This window comes from Archangium sp., from assembly GCF_036388035.1.
Taxonomy (GTDB): domain Bacteria; phylum Myxococcota; class Myxococcia; order Myxococcales; family Myxococcaceae; genus Archangium.
Map to the genome: position 1 here is coordinate 1 of NZ_DASVSO010001036.1, position 20,592 is coordinate 20,592.

Genomic DNA, 20,592 nt, shown 5'->3' on the forward strand with positions numbered 1-20,592 from the left:
CCGCAACGCCCTGCTGCCCATCCTCACCGTGCTGGGGCTCGAGTTCGGCGGCCTGCTCGGCGGCGCCATCGTCACCGAGAAGGTGTTCTCCTGGCCCGGCATGGGCACCCTGCTGCTGAGCGCCATCGAGAGGCGCGACTACAACACCGTGCGCGCCACCGTGCTCGTCTTCACCTGCTGCTACGTGCTCGTCAACACGCTCACCGACATGGCCTACGCGCTCGTCGACCCGCGCGTGCGGAGGCGCGCATGAGACGCCTCCTCCGCTCCGCGGGTGGGCGCTTCGGCCTCGCCGTGGCGGGGCTGCTCGTCCTCGTCGCGCTGCTGGCCTCCCTCCTCAGTCCTCATGCCCCGGAGGCCATCGACCTCGCCACCGAGCTGGCCCCACCCGGCCCCGGCCACCCGCTCGGCACCGGGGAGAACGGCATCGACCTGCTCTCCCAGCTCCTCCATGGAGCCCGCGTCTCGCTCGTCGTCGCCGTGTTCGCCGTGGCGCTCTCGGCCCTGGTGGGTACCGTGCTCGGCGGCCTCGCGGGCTTCGTCGGCGGGCTCCTGGACGAGGCGCTCATGCGGCTCACCGACGTGCTGCTCGCCTTCCCCGGCATCCTCCTGGCCATCTTCATCACCGCCGTGCTGGGGCCCTCGCTCACCCACGTCATCTTCGCGCTCAGCTTCACCGGGTGGACGGGCTACGCCCGGCTGGCGCGCGGGCAGGTGCTCACCCTGCGCGAGCGCGACTACGTCCAGGCCGCGCGGGCCCTCGGCGCCAGCAACGCGCGCATCCTCCTGCACCACCTGCTGCCCAACGCCGCCGGGCCCCTCGTCGTCCAGGCCACCTCCGCCCTGCCCGGCGCCATCCTCGCCGAGGCCTCGCTCAGCTTCCTCGGGCTCGGCGCGCCTCCGGGGACGCCCTCGTGGGGAGCGCTGGTGGACCAGGGCACGCAGTACCTCCTCGTCGCGCCCCACGTGGCCCTCTTCCCCGGGCTCGCGCTGGCCCTCACCGTGCTCGGCTTCCACCTGCTCGGCGATGCCGTGCGCGATACGCTGGACCCGAAGCACCTGGAGCGTTAGGCCTCACCGCCGCTGAACAGGAGAGCCATGCCGCACTGGAAATGGAAGACGTTCCCGGAGCTGACGCTCGACGAGCTCTACGGCCTGCTGGCGCTGCGCCAGGAGGTGTTCGTGGTGGAGCAGCGCTCCATCTACCAGGACGCCGATGGTTACGACCGAGGCTCCCATCACCTGCTCGGCACCACGGGCACACCCGAGGCGCCCATCCTCGCGGCCTACCTGCGCGTGCTGCCGCCGGGGCTGAAGTACCCGGAGGTGAGCTTCGGCCGGGTGGTCACCGCCCCGAGCGCGCGCCGCCAGGGCCAGGGGCGGGTGCTGGTGGAGAAGGGGCTCGCCTTCATCGAGGAGCACTACCCGCGCACGCCCATCCGCATCGGCGCCCAGGACTACCTGCGGGGCTTCTACGAGAGCTTCGGCTTCCGCGCGGTGGGGGACGTGTACGACGAGGACGGCATCCCCCACGTGGACATGTTCCGCTAGGCGCGCGGCCTGCGGCGCGAGGCCAGCAGCGCCAGTCCAACGAGCGTGCCGAGCGCGAGGGCTCCCGAGCCCCCCGAGGTGGAACCACAGGACCAGCCCAGCGGGGACAGCTTGCCTCCCGAGTCCGTGCCCCCATCCGTGCCCGCGCCCGCATCCGTGCCCGTGCCCGCATCCGTGCCCGTGCCCGTGCCCGCATCCCCTCCCGAGCCCGGGTTGCCACCCGGCGAGGCCTTCAGGTCCACGGCCAGCAGGAACATGTTCGGGAACGTGCCATTCGGGCTCGTGTCGAAGCCGGCGTCGGAATACTGGAGGTTCTGCGAGGTGGTGGACCCACCGATGAAGAGGAGGTCCGGGTTCCTGGAGTCCACGAGCAGCGCGTTGACCTCGTCCTCTCCGGTCCCACCAACGTAGGACACCCACTCGAACGAGGGCTCCACATCGAGTCGGACCCTCGCCACGAAACCATCCCCCTTGCCGTTGTCCTCCAGGGTGGTATCGAATCCTCCGGCGCTGGGCAGGTCCTTCGATTTGGTGAGCCCCCCCAGATAGATCCGCTGGGCGGAGTCGGTCCTCACGAAGCCGACCAAATCGAGCCCGTCGCCACCGAGGAGCGTCGTCTTCCCCACGGTGAGGATGCCCGAGGAGTCCCCGAGCTCGGTGACGAAAAGGTCACTGGCTCCCCGGATGCCCAGACCGGAAGGCGGGAAATTGGTCGAGGGGCCGCTCCATCCCCACGTCAGAACCCTGTCTCCGGAAGCCGTGGCCAGTCGGGTTGTCGTGACGCCCTCCTGCTCGCCATTGGCTCCGATGCTCTGGGTCGAAACGATCATCGGATTGACGCCGTTGACGCCCGAGACCACGGAGACGAAGGCATTGCGGACGCCCCCCGGGTCATCGCTGTAGTAACCCGTGACATAGACGGAGCCGTTGTCCCTGAGGGTGACACCCTGCACGCTCTCGTCCGCCACATTGTTACGAGGACCCGGGATGGAGATGCTCCAATCCAGCTTGCGCTGGCTGGGATCGAGGCGCGCGATGAAGCCATCCTCTTCCTGGTAGGACGTGCTTCCCACGACGCGGTTCACGTTCGCCCTTCCGGCGACGATCAACCGACCATCGGGAAGCTGGATCATGTCCCGGACGGCTTCCCCCCCATCCCTGTCGATGCGCTGGAACCAGTCGAGCTGCGCTCCAGAGGAGTCGAGCCGAGCCACGAAGCCATCCCCGGGAGACAAGGGGTCGACGGACTTGCTCTCCATCGGCCCCCCGTCGGGCAGCACCCACGAGAAGTTCGGCGACGTGGTGGTGCCAGCGACGTACAGCTCTCCCGAGCTCCCTATCACCAGGTCGCTGGCGTGATCCTCGCCCGTCGCGCCGAGCACGGTCCACCAATCCAGCCCGCCGTCCACCTGGAACTTGGCGACGAGCACATCGCTCGCCCCGCCCCCGCCCCCATAGCGATGGCTGATTGCTGGCGCCGGTGAGGACGTGGGCGTGCCTCCGAACATTCCGGCGATGAAGACCTCGCCCGCGTCATTCTGCTCGATGGCCCAGACCGCATCCTCGGCACCCGGGCCCAGGAGGTAGGTGTTCCAGAGGACGAGCGGATCCACCACCACCGGGAGCTCGGGGTCCACCACGTCCACCTCGATGGCATGGACCCACCGCTCCGGCCCTACCGGGTGCGCGTCGGTGAACCGGCAGCCCACCGCCGTCAGCGTCCCGTCCACCTGCTCCTGCGCGCACTTCAGCCCCTCCTCCCGCAGCACCCCCTCACCCAGGTCCACCTCCAGCGCGCGGCCCTCCTCCACCACCCGCACCGCCTGGGCTCCGGCGTATTGCAGCTCCACCCGCCTCAAGTCCTCCCCGCGCTCGGCCCGCAGGCCGTACTCCACGCCCTCGGCTCGCTCCTCGAACCACAGCTCCACTCCCGGCAGCACCCCGGCGTAGCGCAGCCCTCCGTACGTGGGCACCTCCTGCTCCCAGGCCGACCGCGGCCCCACCAGCCGGTGCAGCTTCGTCTCCCGAGGCTTCTCCGCCTGGGGCTTCACCGCGCGCCCTCCGGCCACGCTCCAGTCCAGCTCACGGGCCCGCGAGGTGCGCGACGGCAGGCGCACCTTCATGCCCGTGTCGCTGAAGAGGGCACTGACCCGCCGGTGCCTCAGCTCGTACCTGCCCGCCGAGTCCGCGGCCGCTGGTGCGATGCCCGAGCGGAAGACGGGCGCCATGAGCTGGGCCGACCGAGCCGGAGCCTCGATGGGCCTGGGCTGGCTCAAAGCCCCCCAGGACACGAGAATGGCGCAGACGGCGGCCAGCACACCGGGCACATGACGGAACACGCGACACTCCTCTCCGGACAAAGCAGCCCCCCGCCCACGTCAGCCGAAGGCACCTGCACGACGAAGCCGTTATAGCCCACGGCCCCCGACGAGGGGTCCGTGTCGGCACGCGGTTCAGTGCTCCGAGCCGCGTGCCCGCTCGCGCTCGGCGGCTGGACGTCCGCGGCGCACCCCCAGCAGGGTCAGCGCCATCAGCGCGAGTGCGCCCGCCACCCCGCCACCGCCCGTGCTGCCACAGCCCCAACCCAGCGGGGACATGGGCTCACCCGGGAGCGTGCCCGCGTCGGAACCCGACCCAGCCCCGGCATCCGCTCCGGCATCCACCCCGGCATCCGCTCCCGCATCTGGAGTGTTCCCGCTCCCCGCGTCCGCCGACCACGAGACGGCGTTGGACGTGACCGTCGTCGTGCGGCCCACACCATTGGTGGCACGCACCGTGACGAAGTAGCTCTTCCCCTCCTCCATCTGGAGTCTGTCGCTGGGGAGGATGGAGGTGCCAGTCCCCGTGGACGTGAAGTCCCGCAGCACCTCGCCCGTGCCCGGGCCTCCATTCACGGTCACGCTCCACGCGTATCCGGAGATGCGCGTCTCCGGGTCGGAGAAACCCGTCCAGGTGGCGGTGAGGAGGCCCTGCTCGACGGGTTCGGCGTTCACCGAGCCCGGGAGTGGCGCCGTGGGGTCCACCTCCAGGCGGAAGACGAAGCCATCCGTGAGGCCGTTCGCCACGGGGTCCTGGCCCGCATCCGGTCGGGGCAGCAGGTTGGCCGAGTCGGAGAAACCCACGAGCGTGAGCTGTCCCAGCGGCCCGGCGGACAACCCCAGCACCCACTCATCCTTGCTGGCTGCTCCGCCCACGTAGGAGGCCCACACGGTCCGCGACAGGGAGGGATCCACCATGGCGACGAAGCCGTCGCTGTTGGTCCCGCTGTTGGCTCCGAAGGTCTCATCGAAGGCGTTCATGGCCAGTCCCCCATCCGTCTGGGTCGACGTCCTTCCCCCGAGGAAGACGTTGCCGAGCGCATCCACCGCGGCATGGCTCTGGCCGGGCACGGGGGGCTTCGCGTCGGATTTGTCATCATCCATCCGCTCATTGCCGCTCCCGCGCACCCGATGCCCCCCCTCCAGGCGAACGCCTGTCTCGGCCATCCGGAACACGAAGGCGTCATAATCGCTACCGGAGCGCCCGTCCGGGGTGAGGAAGGTCTCGGAGTTCGTGACGCCCACGACGAGGAACTCGTTGCTGTTGGGGGCCGGCAGGAGCTCGTGCACCTCGTCGATGTCTTCCGAGCCCGGGCCCCCCACGTTGGTGAACCAGGCGACGCCGGCATCCGGGTTCAGCTTCGCGACGAAGCCATCGCTCGCGCCTTCGTGGAAGCCCTCCACCTCGACGACTTCGATGCTGGGGTCTGTGTCCGTGATTCTGGACCCCACGGTTCCTCCCACGTAGATCGCGCCGTTCCTGAGCACGAGCGAAGCCACCGCATCATCCGCATTGGAGGGGAAGGAGGCCTTGGACCCGAGGATGCGTGTCCACTCGACGGCCGGGGTGTTGGGCACGAAGACGTTCACCTGGGTGACGAACCCATCGAGGTCGTTGCCCCGAAGGCCGACCGCCGCCGGGGAGAACGAGGCGGGGTCCGAGTTGCTCTTCCCGCCGACGTACACCTTGCTTCCGTCCGACGACACGGCCAGGGCCTGGCCTTCATCCGCCGACGAGCCTCCCAGGAACAGGATCCACCGCAGCCCGCCGTCCGAGTTCAGCCGCGCGAGGAAGGCATCCGACTCGCCCTTCTGGTACGCGTTCTTGGGGGTGACCGGAATGGGGGGGGTGGGATTGGTATGGAAGCCAGTGACGGTGGTCGACTGCATCCTCCCCACGACGTACACCTCCTGCCCCTCCGTGCCGGGAACCAGTTGCACATCGAGCGCGACGTCGTCGCCGTCGCTGCCGAACCCCCGCGCCCAGGCCAGCACCCCGTTGTCGTTGTACTTGGCGACGAGGGCGTCCTGGGTCGTGCTGGACACCAACGGACCTGCCTGCTCAGGGAAGTTGGTCGAGTTCGTCCGACCCGCCACGAAGAACTCCCCGCGGTCGTTCACCACGACGCTCTGCAGCTCATCGCTCGCGGAGCCCCCCAGGTACGAGTTCCAGGTGATCTCGGGCCTCCAGGCCTGCCCACGGGCCAGACCCGGCAGCACGGCGAGCACGAAGAGCGCGGCGATCCTGGGAGCGCCACGAAGCAGACGAGCGGACACGGCGATTCTCCCTTTCACGGAGCGAACAGCACACAGCCGGGTCTCCCGGGAGGGAGACGCCTAGAACAGGTTGAAACCCACGCCAGTCGAGGCCACCAGGACGGTTGACCGGTAACTCCCGGCAGCGTCGACGTTGAAGCCCTCGAAGCCCACGTCCGCCATCAACGTGAGCTGGGGCAGGAGCGTCAGCCGCGCCCCCACCACGCCTCCGCCCCCGAGGCCAACGCCCACCACATGCGTCCCCCGCAGGGCCACACGCGGTTGGAAGCTGCCGCGCCCGAAGACGTAGCCCACCTCCAGGCCCATCCCCCAACGCCCCTCGGGACCGGGCATGGCCCGCACCCCCGCCTCCAGGCCCCCGTAGCCGGCGGTGGCGCCGAAACCATAGCCCCCGGAGCGGCCCAACACGTCGACATAGCCGAAGAGCTCCGGCCGCAACCGGAAGGACGAGGCGGCGTGCGGCTCCACGGGCGCCGTCACCTCCCCATCGGGTCCTTGCGGCTGCCCGAGCGCCTCCGCCTCGCGCCTGCCGCGCTCCGCCTCCGCGGCGAGCCGCTCCTGCTCGGCCTTCGCGGCCTCGGTCTGCTTGCGCAGCTCCTCGGTCTCCACGGTGGCCCGCGCCTTCTCCGCCAGCGCCACGAAGTTGGGAGGGAAGCGGTTCGGGTCCACCCGCTGCTCGGGGTAGAGCCGCGCGAGCTCCTCGAGCTCCCGGGTGGCGTCCACCCTCATCTCGAGCGCGAAGAGCGAGGCGGCGAGGTAGATGCGCGCGCGCGCCTTCTCCTTGTCCGAGCGGCGGGGGTTCTCCATCTCCTGTCGGAAGACGGGGACCGCCTTCTCGAACTCACCCCGGGCGTAGAGGTCGATCCCCCGGATGTCGGCCCACGCGGCCATCGGAAGGAGCAAAAGGACCAGGCAGAAGGAACGGAAGGACATGGCCAGGGCGGTTCCTCGAGGGTGGGTGACGCTAGTCAGGGCTGCAGCGGGCCTCGTACTTGGACGTCGCCCCCGGACGAATGGTGATGGTCTTCTCGGGATTGAGGATCAACTTGCCCTCCAGCCTGACCAGGTACTTTCCGGGGGGCAGCGACACGAGGGCCCCCGAACCCGGTACGCCCCCCTTCAACGCGTTTTCCACATACACCTCGGTGTAGCATTCCGACACGACCTTGAGCGTCCCGTTCCCCATCATCGGAGAACGGAGCTTCGGGCCGGAAGTCGCATCCTTTTCTTGCGACACCGGCGGCGAGCCGGTCTTCCGAGGTGGCGAGGCCTCGTCCGGAGGGGGAGCCTCGGTCTGATCGGAGGTCTGCGCCACGGCCGGCGCGGGCTCGGCGACTGGGAGCTTGGGCTCGGGCTGGGGAGCCACGGCCGGCTGCGAGCCCGTCACCCCCTTGGGCTCCGGCTTCGGTTTGGACGTGGGGGTGGGCGCCGTCGGAACGGTGGGGGCGCTGTCGCCCCGGCGCATCCACACCACGCCCGCCCCCGCGCCGAGGAGGATGGCCGCCAGACCCACGCTGGCCAGGAGCTTCAGGCCGGACCTGGAGCCCCGGAGCGCCTCGTTGCGCAGACCCACCTCGGTGGTGGGCGGAGAGTGCGGAGCGGGCGCCTGCGGCTGCGGGCGCGGGGCCTGGGGGCGTGCCCCCTGCTGCGAGCGGGCGGGAGCCGCCGGACGGGAAGCCACCCCACCCCGGGCCGCCGCGAGGTTCGCGGGCGGTGGAGCGAGTGCCGGACGTGCATCGGTCCCACCCCGAGGAGCGGTCACCGTCTCCTGAGCGGGCGGAGCGGCCGCCGGGCGCGCACCGGGGCCCCCTCGCGGGGGAGCGGCTCCGGTCGGCTCCTGCCGGAGCTGGGGGCGTGGGGCGGACGCGGCGGACTCCGGGACAGCCCGGGCGAACCCGGACAGCTGGGTCATGTCCACGGCCAGCATCCTGGCGATGCCCTTCAGCTCGCGCGCCACGAGGTCGGCCGAGGCGGGCCGCTGGTCGGGCTCCTTCGCCAACAGCCGCAGGATGAGGTCATCGAGCGCGGGCGGCAGCCCGTCCACGAACTTCGAGGGCGAGGGCGGCGGCGTCTGCACCTGCATGATGGCCGTCTGCATCGCCGAGTCGCCGCGGAAGGGCAGCCGCCCGGTGAGCATCTCGAACATGATGATGCCCACCGCATACAGGTCCGTGCGCGGGCTCACCGCCTGGCCACAGGCCTGCTCCGGGGCCATGTACTCGGGGGTGCCGACGATCATGCTCGCGCGCGTCTGCGGCGTGGCGCTGTTGGGCGCCGCTCCCCGCTTGGCGAGCCCGAAGTCCAGCACCTTCACGTACTCCGAGCCGTTGGACTCCAGCACGACGAAGATGTTGCCCGGCTTGAGGTCGCGGTGGATGACGCCCTCGGCGTGCGCGGCCGCCAGCGCGCCGAGCACCTCGATGATGAGCCGGATGCCCTCGGCGGCGTGCATCGGCGCCCGGTCCAGGATGACCTCATCCAGCGGCCGGCCATTGAGGAACTCCATCACCAGGTACTGGCCCACCCCGGGGAGCGTTCCGAAGCCGAAGATGTCGATGATGCCGCGGTGGCGGATGGCACTCGCCGCGCGCGCCTCGTCGATGAGGTCTCGCGAGCGCACGCCCTCCGAGGAGTCCGGGCGGATGATCTTGATGGCGACCTTGCGACCGATGACCGGGTGCTCGCCCTCGTAGACGACGCCCATGCCGCCGCTGCCGATGCGTCGGCGCACCACGTACTCGCCGAGCTTCTGGCCCACCATCACGTCCTTGCGGACGGTGGACTCCCACGCCGGCTCGTCCTCCTCGGGCGACTCGGGGGACACCTGCTCCACGGGCGCCGTGGACGGGGCGCGCCGCACCGTCCGCTCGTCCGAGAAGGGCTCCATGGCAACGGGAGTTCCATCCCGAGGGCACTCCTTCACCCCCTCAGGAACAGGACTCCCGCAAGTGCGACAGGGTCGCTGAACGGTCATTCGGTCGCGCATCCTATGCCACAGGTCCCGGCAGGTCATCAGCCGGACGGTGGGAGTCTTCGGCCAGGGAGGCGGGTTGGAATTGCATGGAGGGCAGGCAGGCAAGTAGGTTCCGGCCTCCTCTGGGAGTGAGCACATGAAGGCCGTGGTCCAGCGGGTCCTCGAGGCCTCCGTCACCGTCAACGGCGAGCGCGTCAGTCAGATGGGCCCGGGGCTGCTCGTGCTGCTGGGCGTCGGCAAGGGCGACACCGAGGCCGACGTGCCGTGGATGGCCGAGAAGCTCGCCACCCTGCGCATCTTCGAGGACGCCGCGGGCAAGATGAACCTCTCGCTGGAGGACACCTCGCGGCAGCTCATCGTCGTGAGCCAGTTCACCCTCTATGGAGATGCGCGCCGGGGCCGGCGCCCCAGCTTCACCGACGCCATGGAGCCGGTGGGCGCCAAGGCCCTCTACGAGCGCGTGTGCGATGCCCTGCGCGCCCGCGGCCTCACGGTGGGCACCGGTGTCTTCGCCGCCGACATGAAGGTGGCGCTCGTCAACGACGGTCCCGTCACCCTCTTGCTGGAGAGCCCGGGGGCCGCGGCCGCTACGCCCGCCCGGTAGGCACCAGCGTCACCAGGCCGTCCCGGGCCTGGGCCGCCTCGCGCACGTGCGACGTGAGCACACCGAGCTCCTGAATCCACGAGGCCGAACGCCGGCCCAGCCCGGAGAAGGCCACCGTGAGCACCGGGGGCTGGGGCACCTTGCCCAGCCAGTACGCCAGCACCTCGTCCGACTCCGGCAGCTCCACCGGCCGGAGCCGCTCCAGCTCACGCGCCAGCAGCCGCCGCAGCTTGCGCTCCAGGTTGACGTGCCAGTGCGCCACCGTGCCCGCTGACCGCCACGCCCAGTCGGCGAAGGCGTACTGCTCGCGCGGCACGTACTCGCCCCGTCCCTGGGTGGAGAAGACGCGATCCGGCGGGAAGGCCGGGAAGGGCTCCCACTGGCCGCCGATCAGCGACGCGAGCCCCAGGTCCGCCACCGGGTGTTGCCGAAAGCCGTCCCGCCGCCCGTGCGAGGCCCGCGCGTCCCAGTATGGGTAGGAGGGGTCCTCCACCATCAGCGCCAGGTGCAGCGCCTCGTCCCAGTCCCCCGCGTAGCCCACCCGCTGCCCCACCACCGCCCAGCCGGACGCGCCCGGGCCCCAGTGAAGGAAGGTGAGCCGATCCACCAGCTCCGCCCAGGGCTCCTGCTCCACCCCGCCCAGCCCGCCCCCGACATGAGAGGAGAGCAGCCGCTCGCACAGCAGGCGACCCTGCTCGTCCGCGAGCCGTGCATGGAGGGACTCCAGCGCCTGGGCCGAGTCGCTCATGGCCAGCGCCAGGAAGGGCAGCACCTGCTCCTGGAAGAAACGGTCATTGACCGGCCGAAGGACCAGCTCCATCCGCTTCCCCTCCCGAAGCCGCTAGGGCCGAGCGTCTTCCTGCACGATGAGGGCGTGGATGTCCGCCGTCGTGGGGGCCTCGAGGATGGCGGCGCGGAAGCGCGGGTTCTTGAAGAGCCGCGAGATGCGCGCCAGCGCCTTGAGGTGCACGCCCGCGCTGTTCTCCGGGGCCACCAGGGCGAAGAAGAGGTGCGTGGGCTTGCCGTCGATGGCCTCGAAGTCCACGCCCTGGCGCGACACGCCGAAGGCGGCCAGCAGCTGCGTCAGCCCGGCCATCTTCCCGTGGGGAATGGCCACGCCCTCACCAATGCCGGTGGAGCCCAGCTTCTCGCGCTCGCGCAACACCTCCACGAGGCGCTCCTCCTTCAACGGAGGATGGGCCCGGGCGAACGCCGCGCTCATCTCGCGCAACACGTCCTGCTTGTCCCGCGCGCGGAGGTCCGCGATGACGGCTTGTGGGCTGAGGAACTCGGAGATTCTCAACTGGCGCTCCCGCGGTGGCGCTCCCTCTGCGGGCAATTACTCCTGGCCTCTTGGAAGCGCAAGGGTCGCCTGCCCTCCCTGTCCGTCTCCAGGCGTCTTGCACGCTCCAGGTCAGAAGATGGAGGGGTCCCAGGGGCTCGTCTAGGCTCCCCCCACGTGTTCCCCCGGCCCTCGCCCGCACTCACCGTCCTGCTCGTCCTCGCCCTGGGCGCCTGTGCCACCGCGCCCGGCCGCCCTCCGGAGCCCGGGCCGCTCCCCCCCTCGGAGACGCCCGCCCCTGCCCAGGTCCCCCCTGACCCCACTCCCACCGGGTCCGCGACGGTGGACCTGGCGCTCCAGTCCCGGGTGGACGCCCTCATGGCCAGCCTGTCCGTCGAGGACAAGGTGGGCCAGTTGATGATGGTGGGCTTCGCCGGCACGGGGGTGGACGCGTCCGTGGAGGCCCTGGTGCGGGGCCGTCGGGTGGGCGGGGTGTGCCTCTTCAAGCGCAACATCGCCAGTGGCGAGCAGGTGGCCCGCCTCAACGACGGCCTGCGCCGGCTGCTGGCCGACGGCATTCCCCCCTTCCTCGCGTTGGATCAGGAAGGGGGCAACGTGGTGCGGGTGAAGGACGAGGTGGTGGTGCTGCCGGGCAACATGGCGCTGGGGGCCACCCGCTCGCCCGAGCTGGCCTACGCCGCCGGGCACGCCCAGGGGGAGGACCTCAAGCGCCTGGGCTTCAACATGAACCTGGCGCCGGTGCTGGACGTCAACCTCAACCCGCGCAACCCCGTCATCGGCATCCGCTCCTATGGGGACTCGGTGTCACTCGTCTCCGAGCTGGGGCGCGCCTTCGTGCGCGGCCAGCAGGACGCGGGGCTCGTCACCGTGGCCAAGCACTTCCCCGGCCATGGCGCCACGGACGCCGACAGCCACCGGGACCTGCCCGTCATGCGCGAGTCGCGCGAGGAGGTGCTCGCCCAGATGGAGCCCTTCCGCGCCGTCATCCAGGACGGGCTGGACGGGCTGATGACGGCGCATGTGGCCGTGCCCGGCCTCACCGGGGATGACGTGCCGGCCACCCTCCACCCTCGGGTGCTGGACGGACTGCTGCGCCGGCGGCTCGGCTTCGACGGGCTGGTGCTCACCGACGAGCTGGAGATGGACGCCATCGCCCAGCGCTACGGCGTGGGCCGGGCCGCGGTGCTGGCGGTGAAGGCCGGCGCGGACATGGTGCTCGTCCCCTGGAGGGCGGAGAAGAAGACGGAGGTGTACGAGGCCCTGCTCGCCGCAGCCCTCTCCCGGGACCTTCCCCCGGCGCGGCTGGACGAGGCGGTGCGCCACGTCCTCACGGCCAAGGTGCGCCGCGGCCTCTTCGAGTCGCCGCCGCTGTGGGAGGAGCGGCTGGCCCACCCGCCCGACCCGGAGCATGCCGAGGTGGCCCGCCGCATCGCCCGCGCCGCCGTCACCCTGCTGCGCACGGACGGCAAGCACTTCCCCCTGTCACCCGGCACGCGCCTCGCCGTCATCACCGCCGAGGACTCCCTGGGCGAGGCCATCCTCGAGCGCGTCCCGGGTGCCCAGGTGCTGAACGTGCCCGCGTGGCCCTCCAAGGCCCGCCGCGCCGTGCTGAGACAGCGGGCCCGCCGCCTGGCGCTCGCCGCGGACGTGGTGGTGGTGGGGTTGGTGAACTCGCACCAGCTCGAGCTCGTCACCCTGGCCGCCGCCACGGGCCGCCCGGTGCTGGTGGTGTCCATGGGACTGCCCTACCTCGCCGAGAGCGTGGACGAGGCGCGCGCCGTGCTCGCCATCTACTCCTACCAGCCCGCCGCCACCGAGGCCGCCGCCGCCGCCCTCTTCGGGGAGATCGGCACGCCGGGCCGACTGCCCGTGGGGCTCAGCCGGCTCGCCTTCGGTCACGGGCTGGAGGGAGTGAGCCGCGAGCAGGCGGCCGCCGCGAATCGCCACCCGGAGCGCGGCGCACGGTGAGCCGGCGCTCCGGAGGGGACACGGGCCTCAGCCCGCGTTGGGCGGCGCGTGCACGCCGATGAGGCCGAACTGCCCGTCTTCCTTGCGCCGGTACACCACGCAGACCTCGTGCGTGGTCGCGTGCTGGAAGATGTAGAACTCCTGGTTGAGCAGGTTCATCTGCATCACCGCCTCGTCCACCGTCATCGGCTTCACGGTGATGTCCGAGGTGCGCACGATGCGCGTGGTGGGCTGCGCGGGCGCGGTGGCCGGAGCGCTCGACGCGGCCTGGGCGCGGGCAGCCTGGGCGGCGGTCTCCTCCGCGAGGAACTCCTCGGGGATCTCGAACACCTTGTGGCGCACCTTCAGGTTGTTCACCAGCTCCTGCCGGTGGTGCACCCGCTCGCGCCCGTGGTGGTTCTTGAGCTTCTCCTTGTACTTGCGGAGCTGGTTCTCGATCTTGTCCATCGCGAGATCGATGGACGCGTACATGTCCTCGCTCTTGTCCCTGCCACGCAGCACCCAGGAGCCGGAGTGGATGGTGATTTCCGCGTGGTGCAGGTGTCGCTCGAGCGACAGCACCACGTGGGCCTCACCCGCCCGATCCAGGTATTTGTTCACCCGCTCGACCTTCTCCTTCGCGTACTCCTTGAGGGCATCGGACGAACCGAACTGGCGGAAGGTGATGTTGAGCTGCATGCGTGACTGCCTCCCATATGGGCTTTGGGGTGAAGACGACCAGCGCTCCGGTACAGATCAGAAACGCTCTGAAGGCCCGAAAGCAACCCGCCCACCAGAAAGGATGGCTGATCGCACTCCACTCAACAGGCAGTGTCGTCTTGACTTTCCAGCGTCGCTGGATTGCTGAGACTCACAGTGCGAGCGGCGGGGGGCTTGGGAATGCTGGCGCACGCGGCGCTGTAGAAGCCCCTGGGGCCGCGTGTCACAGCGGCAGCTCGACCACGAAGGCCGAGCCCCTGCCCCCGGGCCCGGGCTCCATGTGGACGCGGCCCCGGTGGCCCTCGACGATCTGCCGCACGATGAAGAGCCCCAGGCCGAGGCCTCCCGCGCGCGCCGCGCTGACCACCTGCTCGAAGCGCGCGAAGATGCGCTCCCGGTCGGCCTCGGGGATGCCCGGCCCCTCGTCCCGCACCACCAGCCGGGCGCCCTCGGACGTCCGCTCCAGCCGCACCTCCACCAGACTGCCCGCGCCGTAGCGCAGCGCATTGGACAGCAGGTTCATCAGCACCTGCTCGAACCGCAGCCGATCGAAGCTCCCCACCAGCGGCGACTCGATGTGCGCGACGAGGTCCACGCCCGCCTGCCGCGCCTGATCCTCGGTGCGCGCCACCACCTCGGACACCACCTCGGACAGGTCCGCGGTGGCGAAGAGGAAGTCGAGCTTGCCGTGCCGGACGCGGCTGACGTCCAGCAGATTGTCCACCAGCACACCCAACCGCCGCAGCGTCCTGTCCGTGGCCTCCAGCCGCGAGCGCACCTTGGGGTCGGACAGAGGCGTGGCGGCGTTGGCGGCCTCCAGGCGCCGCAGGAACTGCATCTGCAGCGACAGCCCGGCCAGCGGCGTCTTCAGCTCATGACTGGCGAGCGACAGGAAGTCGTCGCGCACGCGCACCGCCTCCTGCAGCGCCAGCTCCGTCTCCTTCAACTGGGTGATGTCGAGGATGGCGCCGCGCACCACCAGGGGGCGCCCTTCCCCATCACGCAGCACACGCGCGCGGCTGGTGAGCCAGTGCCAGGAGCCATCCGGCCACCGGGTGCGGAAGGTGGAGGTGTAGCCCTTCACCTCCTTGGAGAAGATGACGGAGACCTGCGCCTCCACCTCGGGCCTGTCCTCCGGGTGCAGCGAGGCCAGGAACTTCTCGTGGGTCCACTCCGTCAGCGGCTCGGGGTAGCCATAGAGCCGGTCATGCCCCTCGGAGCGGAACACCTGGCCGGTGACGAGGTTCGTCTCCCAGACGGCCATCTCCGCGGAGTCGAGCGCCACCTGGAAGCGCTCCCCCAGCAGCCGGAAGCGCTTCTCGGTCTGCTCCACCAGCGCCTGGGCCTCCTCGCGCTGGGTGATGTCGCTGGCGAGCACCCACAGCTCGTCGCGCACGGGGACGACCGACACCTCCAGCCAGGTGCGCGGCGGCAGCGACGCGAGGAAGCGCGTGGGCTGACGCTTCTCGAGCGCCGCCACCAACCGCTCGTGCAGCGTCCGGCCCACCAGCGCCGGCACCGCCACCCATGGCTCCTGGCCACGCAGCCGCTCGGGCTCCACGCCCAGGAGGGCCACCGCCCGCGCGTTGCACTCGAGCACGCGCCCGCGCGAGTCCAACGCGAGGAAGGCCTCGGACATGTGCTCCAACAGCACCCGCAGCCGCTCGGTGGCGGCGAACGAAGCGCTGTCGGAAGCCGTCGCGCGTGGAACGGGAGGCTCGCTCACCCCGCCACCGTCGCTGGCATGTGCCGCCACGTCAAGGACTACGGACGCGCCGTGTGTCCGGGCACACCACGTCCCGTGACAGCACGGCGCGCCGCGTGTCAGCCGCTACTGGCAGGACTCCGCGTTGGCGTGGCGGCACACGTGCAGGTTGCGCGGCACCTCCAGCCAATAGACGTACGGCGTCGTGTCCGCGCGCTCGCGCAACGTCTCGTTGACGGGGGCCCTGCCCACGCCCGGCAGCACCACCTCGTAGCGGATGGTTCCCGACGGAGACACGGAGATGACGGCGGTGGGCTCCGGCGGAGGCGCCAGCGCATCCGTCGTCTTCTGGGGCAGGTACCCGAGCAGCTTGCCGTCCTTGTCCGTCAACCGGAAACCCATGGACTCATCCGGCAGGCCGGTGATGATGTCCGCCTGCCACGAGCGGCTGAGATCGCCCGAGCCCGCGAGCTTGCAGGCCGAGACCGTGGCACCCGCGGGCGGCGCGAAGCTGGGCCAGAACACGATGCCGCTCAGCACCGTCGAGCCCGCCGCCGTCTTCTCCCTCGGGCCACCGTACTGAAGGAACCAGCCCGGCCCCTCCTGCGTTCCCCGCGCGAGCGAGGCGAGCTTGTCCGCGGGCACGTAACGGACGGTGCCCATCGTCGGGTGCACGGAGGTCGCGTACGCGCTGTCGGGGATGGTGACATCCACCAGCGAGCAGTCGACACCCGGGCCACAATCGAAGGGGCCCTCCGTCACGCGCTTGCGGTCGAACGCGACGGCCTCGGCGGCGGTCGTGAAGCGGCGCTGCGCACCACCATACGAGTGGAAGCCGAAGTAGCGGTTGTTCGGCACCTTGCCGAGGTCCGCGCCCAGGTGAAGGTCCCCGTGCGAGCCCGTGGGGAGACTGGCCAGCGCGCACGACCACGCGCCCCCCGTCGTGGAGCATTGGGCCTCGGTGCGGGCCGGCTCCGCCACGCCCGACGCGGGGAAGTAATACGAGCCACTGCCCAGGGCCGTGCCCTTGTCACACGCGATGCGAAGGCTCGTCATCTCCAGCCGCGCGGACGAGCACGTGGCCGCGAGCAAGCCCGAAGAGGACTCGGTGTTCTTCACCCGCACACCATCGTTGTACTCGAGGGTGGACTGGCGGAGCTGGCCGTTGATGTTGGCGAGGAACTCCGCCTTCACGTCACACTTCATCCGCACGCAGGCGAGCAGGTCATCGGGGCCGCAGTTCGTGCCCTCCCTGGAGCGCAGGTGCTGCCGGTCTCCCGTGCCCAGGAAGCTGCGCAGCCAGCCCGTCTCCGGCTGACGGATGTTGGAGGCGATGTGGAAGAAGGGCGCCTTCTGGAAGGCCTTGCCCTCGCGCGCCATCTCCAGCGAGCGCGCGCCAAACCAGTTCTTCACCTGGCCGTCGCTCCCGAGCACGCCCGGCTCGTGGAAGCGGAACGTCCACACCTGGCCGCCCAGGTCACCGACGATCATCGTGTCGAAGAAACCATCCAGGTCTCGCCGCACGTTCTCCGCCTTGCCCAGGTCCACCAGGGCCGGCGAGGCCGCGATGGGCATCATCTGGTTGAGCACCTCGTCCCGCCACGCCTCTCCCGACACGACGCCGGGCCGGGCCTCCGCGGACCACAGCTTCTGGCCCGTCCAGACATCCAGCATGTACACACCGCGGCCCCGCGAGAGGTCCGCGCTGTAGCCGCCATTGAGCAGGGCGATCCACCGCTCCTCCCAGCCGCGCGCGTTCGCCTTCGCCAGACGCACCGGACCGATGGGCGGCGGCCTGGGCGCGAAGTTGCTCCAGGACTGGCCCACCGCACCGGACTCCGGGTCGCACGCGTTGGGGAACATCCAGCGGAAGGGCTTGCCGTCCGGCTTCAGCATCTCGCGCGGGTTCGTCACGTCGAGCGCGACGAAGCGCTGACCACCGGAGCGCTCGGAGAGGATGGCCACGGTGTGGAACTCGCCGGCCTCCTTCACCTCGTTGCGGGCGCCGTTGAAGGAGCCGTCCGACCAGATGTCGCGCACCATGGCCGTGCCGTCCACGTAGTACTCGTGGCCGTTCATCATCAGCCCCAGCTTGGGCAGCAGGTCCGGCGGGATGAACGACCACAGCTCCTGGCCGGTCCCCAGGTCATACGTGTCGTCGAGGAGGCTCTGCTTGCTCCGGGGAACGGCCGAGCCCACGTGCACGGCGTGCAGCATGCCGCCGTTGGAGCCCACCAGCAGGATTCGCTCGCGCGTCGCGTTCGCCTTGCGGAACACGTCATAGGCGCCGTACGGGTTGGCGCTGGAGCCGCGCACCGGGTCCATCTTCGTGGGCGCGTAGCAGGGCTTGCCCGCGCCCGGCGAGGCACACGGCATCTCGGACGACACCACCGCGGAGAAGTCCGCGTAGAGCACGGACAGGCACTGGCTGCTCAGTCCCAGCTCGCACAGCAGGGGCTCCAGGGGCGGCTCCACGGTGATGGGCGTGGAGTGGAAGATGTCCGCGAGCTTGCAGGACCGCGTCGCATCCTCCGCGCACGGGCGATCCTCATCGGTGAGCAGATCTCCGTCGTAGTCGAAGACGTCCACACCGCGCACGAAGCGGATGAGCGTGTCGACGCACACGTCCTGCTGCGCGGGCGAGCCCGTCCACGCCTTGCGCAGCTTCGCGAAGGCACTGGCGCAGAAGCCATCACCCGCCGCCAGCAGGTACTGCTTCAGCTCGTCACGGTGGTCCAGGTCGAAGGGCACGGGCGGGTTGTCCGTCTCGGTGAAGCGGCCGTCCTTGTCACGGTCGATCATCGTGAAGACGCAGCGGCCATTGGTGGGGTTGAGCGGATCCGACGGGTCGCATGGAGCGCTCGCGCCGCGCTGGCCGAGCGTCTCGCCCAGGTCCCAGAAGGGCCGCGCCGCGACACCGCCCACGAGCCGGCCCTCGCTGTTGACGGTGGCCGTCCGCACCTTCACCCAATTGCCCTCCACGTTCTCCTGCACGACGTTGTCACGGGTGAAGCTGGAGAGGGACGGCACCTTGCCCGGCCCGGGGACGAAGCCCGCGGGCTTGTCGAGGAAGAAGGTGTCCTCGCAATCCTTGTCGCCATTGAGGTCGCGCGGATCTCCCGCCGGGCTCTTCGCCTTGGCCGCCTCGCAGCCCTGGGTGAACTCGCTGTAGAAGAAGAAGCGGTAGAGGTGCCCCTCGTAGGGCCGGTCGCGGCGCGGGTTGAAGCGCGGCACGAAGGAGGAGGACTGCACGCCTCCGGCCTGCACGCTCGCGAGGCTCGCCGAGGCGAACGCGGTGGAGACCTCCTTCACGTCGCCCAGCGCGGCCATGATGGCGTCGCGCAGCTGGCCCGGGTTGCCCACGCGGAAGAACCTGCCCTTGCCCGCCATCGCGATGCTCTGGAGCATCGGGCTGTTGTCGCCATAGCCGATGGTGTACGTGCGCACCGACTGGTCGCCCGGCAGGTCATCGCGCAGGTCCGCGTTGGCCAGGAAGAAGGCCACATCGTCCATGAAGTTCTTGTTCGTCTTCGCCAGACCCGTGGGCCAGTTGGCGTAGTCGCAGTCCTCCTTCGTGGCGCCGAACGCGTCGCAATAGTTCACGCCGCCCGGAGCCGTGTTCGTCTCCGGGTGGCTCGCGTCGAACGTGAGCAGCGAGCCATCCGGGTGCCGCGCGCCCCGCGCCGTGAGCACCTCCATCATCTTCGTGAGGGGCACCGTGTTGTCGTACCTGGGCGCGCCGTCCGTCAGCACGATGACCGAGTTGTTCTGGCAGGCGACGCAGACGGACCTGTCCTCACCACCGCCCTCCCACGGCTGCGTGTCCTTGAGCCACTCGTCGGGCGACTGCGAGCCCCAGGGCGCCCCCTCCTTGCCCGTGAGCGAATCGTCATAGGTGCCGCCGTTGCAGCAGCCCGGCCAGCCCCAACCGGGGTTGATGGGGTTGGTGAACCACTTCGCCCACCGGCCATCCACCTTCTGCGAGGAGAAGTAACCGCCCAGTCCAAAGAGCGCCTCGCCGATGGAGCGCTCGTCGTTGCGGAAGACGATGGAGTTGATGGCCTCGAGGAGCTCGGGCCGCGCGAGCGCCGTCTCGTCCAGGAGTGGGAAGGCCTTGTCGCAGGCCGGCTTGAGCGGTCGCAGCAGCACCGGCGGATCAAACCAGCCGTGATCCGGACCGAACGTGGCCACGCCCAGGCGCAGACCCTCCACCGTGGACAGGATGTCCTTGAGCACCTTGCGCGCCACCACGAACTTGGGCGGACGCACGTTGAGCACGCGGCCACTGAGGATCCACCTGCGCCGCGCCTCCACGGGCAGCGGACCCGTGGAAGGGTCCGCCGGCGTGCTCGCCATCGGGCCACGCCACCAGCCCTTCTCCGTCAGACACTTCGCGCACTCGAGGTAGACCGGCGAGCCCCAGGGCTCGCTCCAGTCCACGGCGTTGCCACAAGCCTGCTGCTTGTCCGTGGTGCCCACCGTGGTGCGCATGTCGGTCTCGAGCGAGTACGGCAGATCCTCCACGCGCCACGCGAGGCGCCGGCCGCGCGACTGGTAGAACTTGTTCGGATCGAAGAAGTGCGTCTCCGTGGCGGAGAAGTCCGCGTCCGCGTCGAACGGAATGGAGCCGTTGAGCTTCGGATCCGCGCTGCTCGGGTCGAACCACTTCATCGCGTCGACCAGCGCCGGGTCCGAGCACCCCAGCTTGCTGGTGTCACCCACCTCGGGCAGGAACTCGGGGTAGTCCTGCATGGACGCGTTGTTGCCCAACAGGAAGAGGGCGCCGGGCGGGCTGGACGGCACCTCGAAGAAGTCCTTGTCGCCTCCTCCCGAGGCGTTGATCATCGTGTCACCCAGCGCGGCGGCGCCCGAGCAGCACGCGGCCAGCTCGGGCACCGGCACACTGCCGGAGTGGCCCGGCAGGGCCAGCAATCCCGCGCCGGCTCCCGCCAACAGCAGACCCAGTCGCCTCCAACGTCTCACGGTGTCGAAATCGATGCGCATATCCCAGGCTCCTTGAAGCCACGGCACCACGGACTGTCCTCGCGCTCGCGTCCGGACAAGTCCTCGTCACAGGGGATTGCCCCCTGGGCCCCGCGCGCTCGGGAACGGCTGTCCCCGCGCGGGCCGCCACCCCTTAGAAGAGCCTGTCCGTCTGACACGGACGCTCCCGCCATGGGGCAAAGGTGCCGT

At 70.3% G+C, this 20,592-nt stretch carries 14 protein-coding genes; 5 read left to right on the top strand and 9 right to left on the bottom strand.

Going from position 1 to position 20,592, the window contains the following annotated elements; translation table 11 throughout:
• The 3 genes from VF697_RS42500 to VF697_RS42510 all read left to right on the top strand — a co-directional run.
• A partial coding sequence (locus tag VF697_RS42500; protein WP_331104356.1) for an ABC transporter permease subunit occupies positions 1 to 253 on the top strand: 253 nt, incomplete at its 5' end.
• The gene (locus tag VF697_RS42505; protein WP_331104358.1) at positions 250 to 1,071 is read left to right on the top strand and encodes an ABC transporter permease; all 822 of its coding nucleotides are present in this window, start codon (positions 250 to 252) and stop codon (positions 1,069 to 1,071) included. The genes VF697_RS42500 and VF697_RS42505, both read left to right, overlap by 4 nt.
• 27 nt (positions 1,072 to 1,098) lie before the next feature.
• The gene (locus tag VF697_RS42510; protein WP_331104360.1) at positions 1,099 to 1,551 is read left to right on the top strand and encodes a GNAT family N-acetyltransferase; all 453 of its coding nucleotides are present in this window, start codon (positions 1,099 to 1,101) and stop codon (positions 1,549 to 1,551) included.
• Here the strand turns inward: VF697_RS42510 and VF697_RS42515 are convergent.
• The 4 genes from VF697_RS42515 to VF697_RS42530 all read right to left on the bottom strand — a co-directional run bounded on the left by VF697_RS42515 (position 1,548) and on the right by VF697_RS42530 (position 9,033).
• Positions 1,548 to 3,890 carry a hypothetical protein gene (locus VF697_RS42515; protein WP_331104362.1) on the bottom strand — a complete coding sequence of 781 codons (2,343 nt, stop codon included), beginning with the start codon at positions 3,888 to 3,890 and terminating at the stop codon, positions 1,548 to 1,550. The genes VF697_RS42510 and VF697_RS42515 overlap by 4 nt on opposite strands.
• Positions 3,891 to 4,004: 114 nt before the next feature.
• A complete protein-coding gene (locus VF697_RS42520) occupies positions 4,005 to 6,146 on the bottom strand; it encodes an SBBP repeat-containing protein (protein WP_331104364.1) in 2,142 nt (713 codons plus the stop codon).
• Positions 6,147 to 6,206: 60 nt separating this feature from the next.
• Positions 6,207 to 7,079 carry a hypothetical protein gene (locus tag VF697_RS42525; RefSeq protein WP_331104365.1) on the bottom strand — a complete coding sequence of 291 codons (873 nt, stop codon included), beginning with the start codon at positions 7,077 to 7,079 and terminating at the stop codon, positions 6,207 to 6,209.
• A 31-nt stretch (positions 7,080 to 7,110) separates the two neighbouring features.
• Positions 7,111 to 9,033, bottom strand: a complete 1,923-nt coding sequence (locus VF697_RS42530; protein ID WP_331104367.1) for a serine/threonine-protein kinase — start codon at positions 9,031 to 9,033, stop codon at positions 7,111 to 7,113.
• A gap of 223 nt (positions 9,034 to 9,256) precedes the next feature.
• On the opposite strand from VF697_RS42530, the gene dtd reads away from it, so the two are divergent.
• Positions 9,257 to 9,724 (top strand): D-aminoacyl-tRNA deacylase, encoded by a 468-nt coding sequence (dtd, locus tag VF697_RS42535; protein WP_331104369.1) that lies wholly within the window; start codon positions 9,257 to 9,259, stop codon positions 9,722 to 9,724.
• Here dtd and VF697_RS42540 read toward each other — a convergent pair.
• Together VF697_RS42540 and VF697_RS42545 are read right to left on the bottom strand one after the other, a co-directional pair.
• On the bottom strand, positions 9,708 to 10,544 hold the full coding sequence (locus VF697_RS42540; RefSeq protein ID WP_331104371.1) for a hypothetical protein: 837 nt from the start codon (positions 10,542 to 10,544) through the stop codon (positions 9,708 to 9,710). The two genes, dtd and VF697_RS42540, sit on opposite strands and share 17 nt — an antisense overlap.
• A gap of 21 nt (positions 10,545 to 10,565) precedes the next feature.
• A complete protein-coding gene (locus VF697_RS42545; RefSeq protein WP_331104373.1) occupies positions 10,566 to 11,027 on the bottom strand; it encodes a PTS sugar transporter subunit IIA in 462 nt (153 codons plus the stop codon).
• 156 nt (positions 11,028 to 11,183) lie between these two features.
• On the opposite strand from VF697_RS42545, the gene VF697_RS42550 reads away from it, so the two are divergent.
• A complete protein-coding gene (locus VF697_RS42550) occupies positions 11,184 to 12,995 on the top strand; it encodes a glycoside hydrolase family 3 protein (protein WP_331104375.1) in 1,812 nt (603 codons plus the stop codon).
• Positions 12,996 to 13,022: 27 nt separating this feature from the next.
• Here the strand turns inward: VF697_RS42550 and hpf are convergent, their stop codons facing one another.
• The 3 genes from hpf to VF697_RS42565 form a co-directional block, all read right to left on the bottom strand.
• Positions 13,023 to 13,673 (bottom strand): ribosome hibernation-promoting factor, HPF/YfiA family, encoded by a 651-nt coding sequence (gene hpf / locus VF697_RS42555; protein WP_331104377.1) that lies wholly within the window; start codon positions 13,671 to 13,673, stop codon positions 13,023 to 13,025.
• A gap of 244 nt (positions 13,674 to 13,917) precedes the next feature.
• Positions 13,918 to 15,450 carry a sensor histidine kinase gene (locus VF697_RS42560; RefSeq protein WP_331104379.1) on the bottom strand — a complete coding sequence of 511 codons (1,533 nt, stop codon included), beginning with the start codon at positions 15,448 to 15,450 and terminating at the stop codon, positions 13,918 to 13,920.
• A gap of 75 nt (positions 15,451 to 15,525) precedes the next feature.
• Positions 15,526 to 20,403, bottom strand: a complete 4,878-nt coding sequence (locus tag VF697_RS42565; RefSeq protein WP_331104381.1) for a hypothetical protein — start codon at positions 20,401 to 20,403, stop codon at positions 15,526 to 15,528.
• Positions 20,404 to 20,592: the final 189 nt, after the last annotated feature.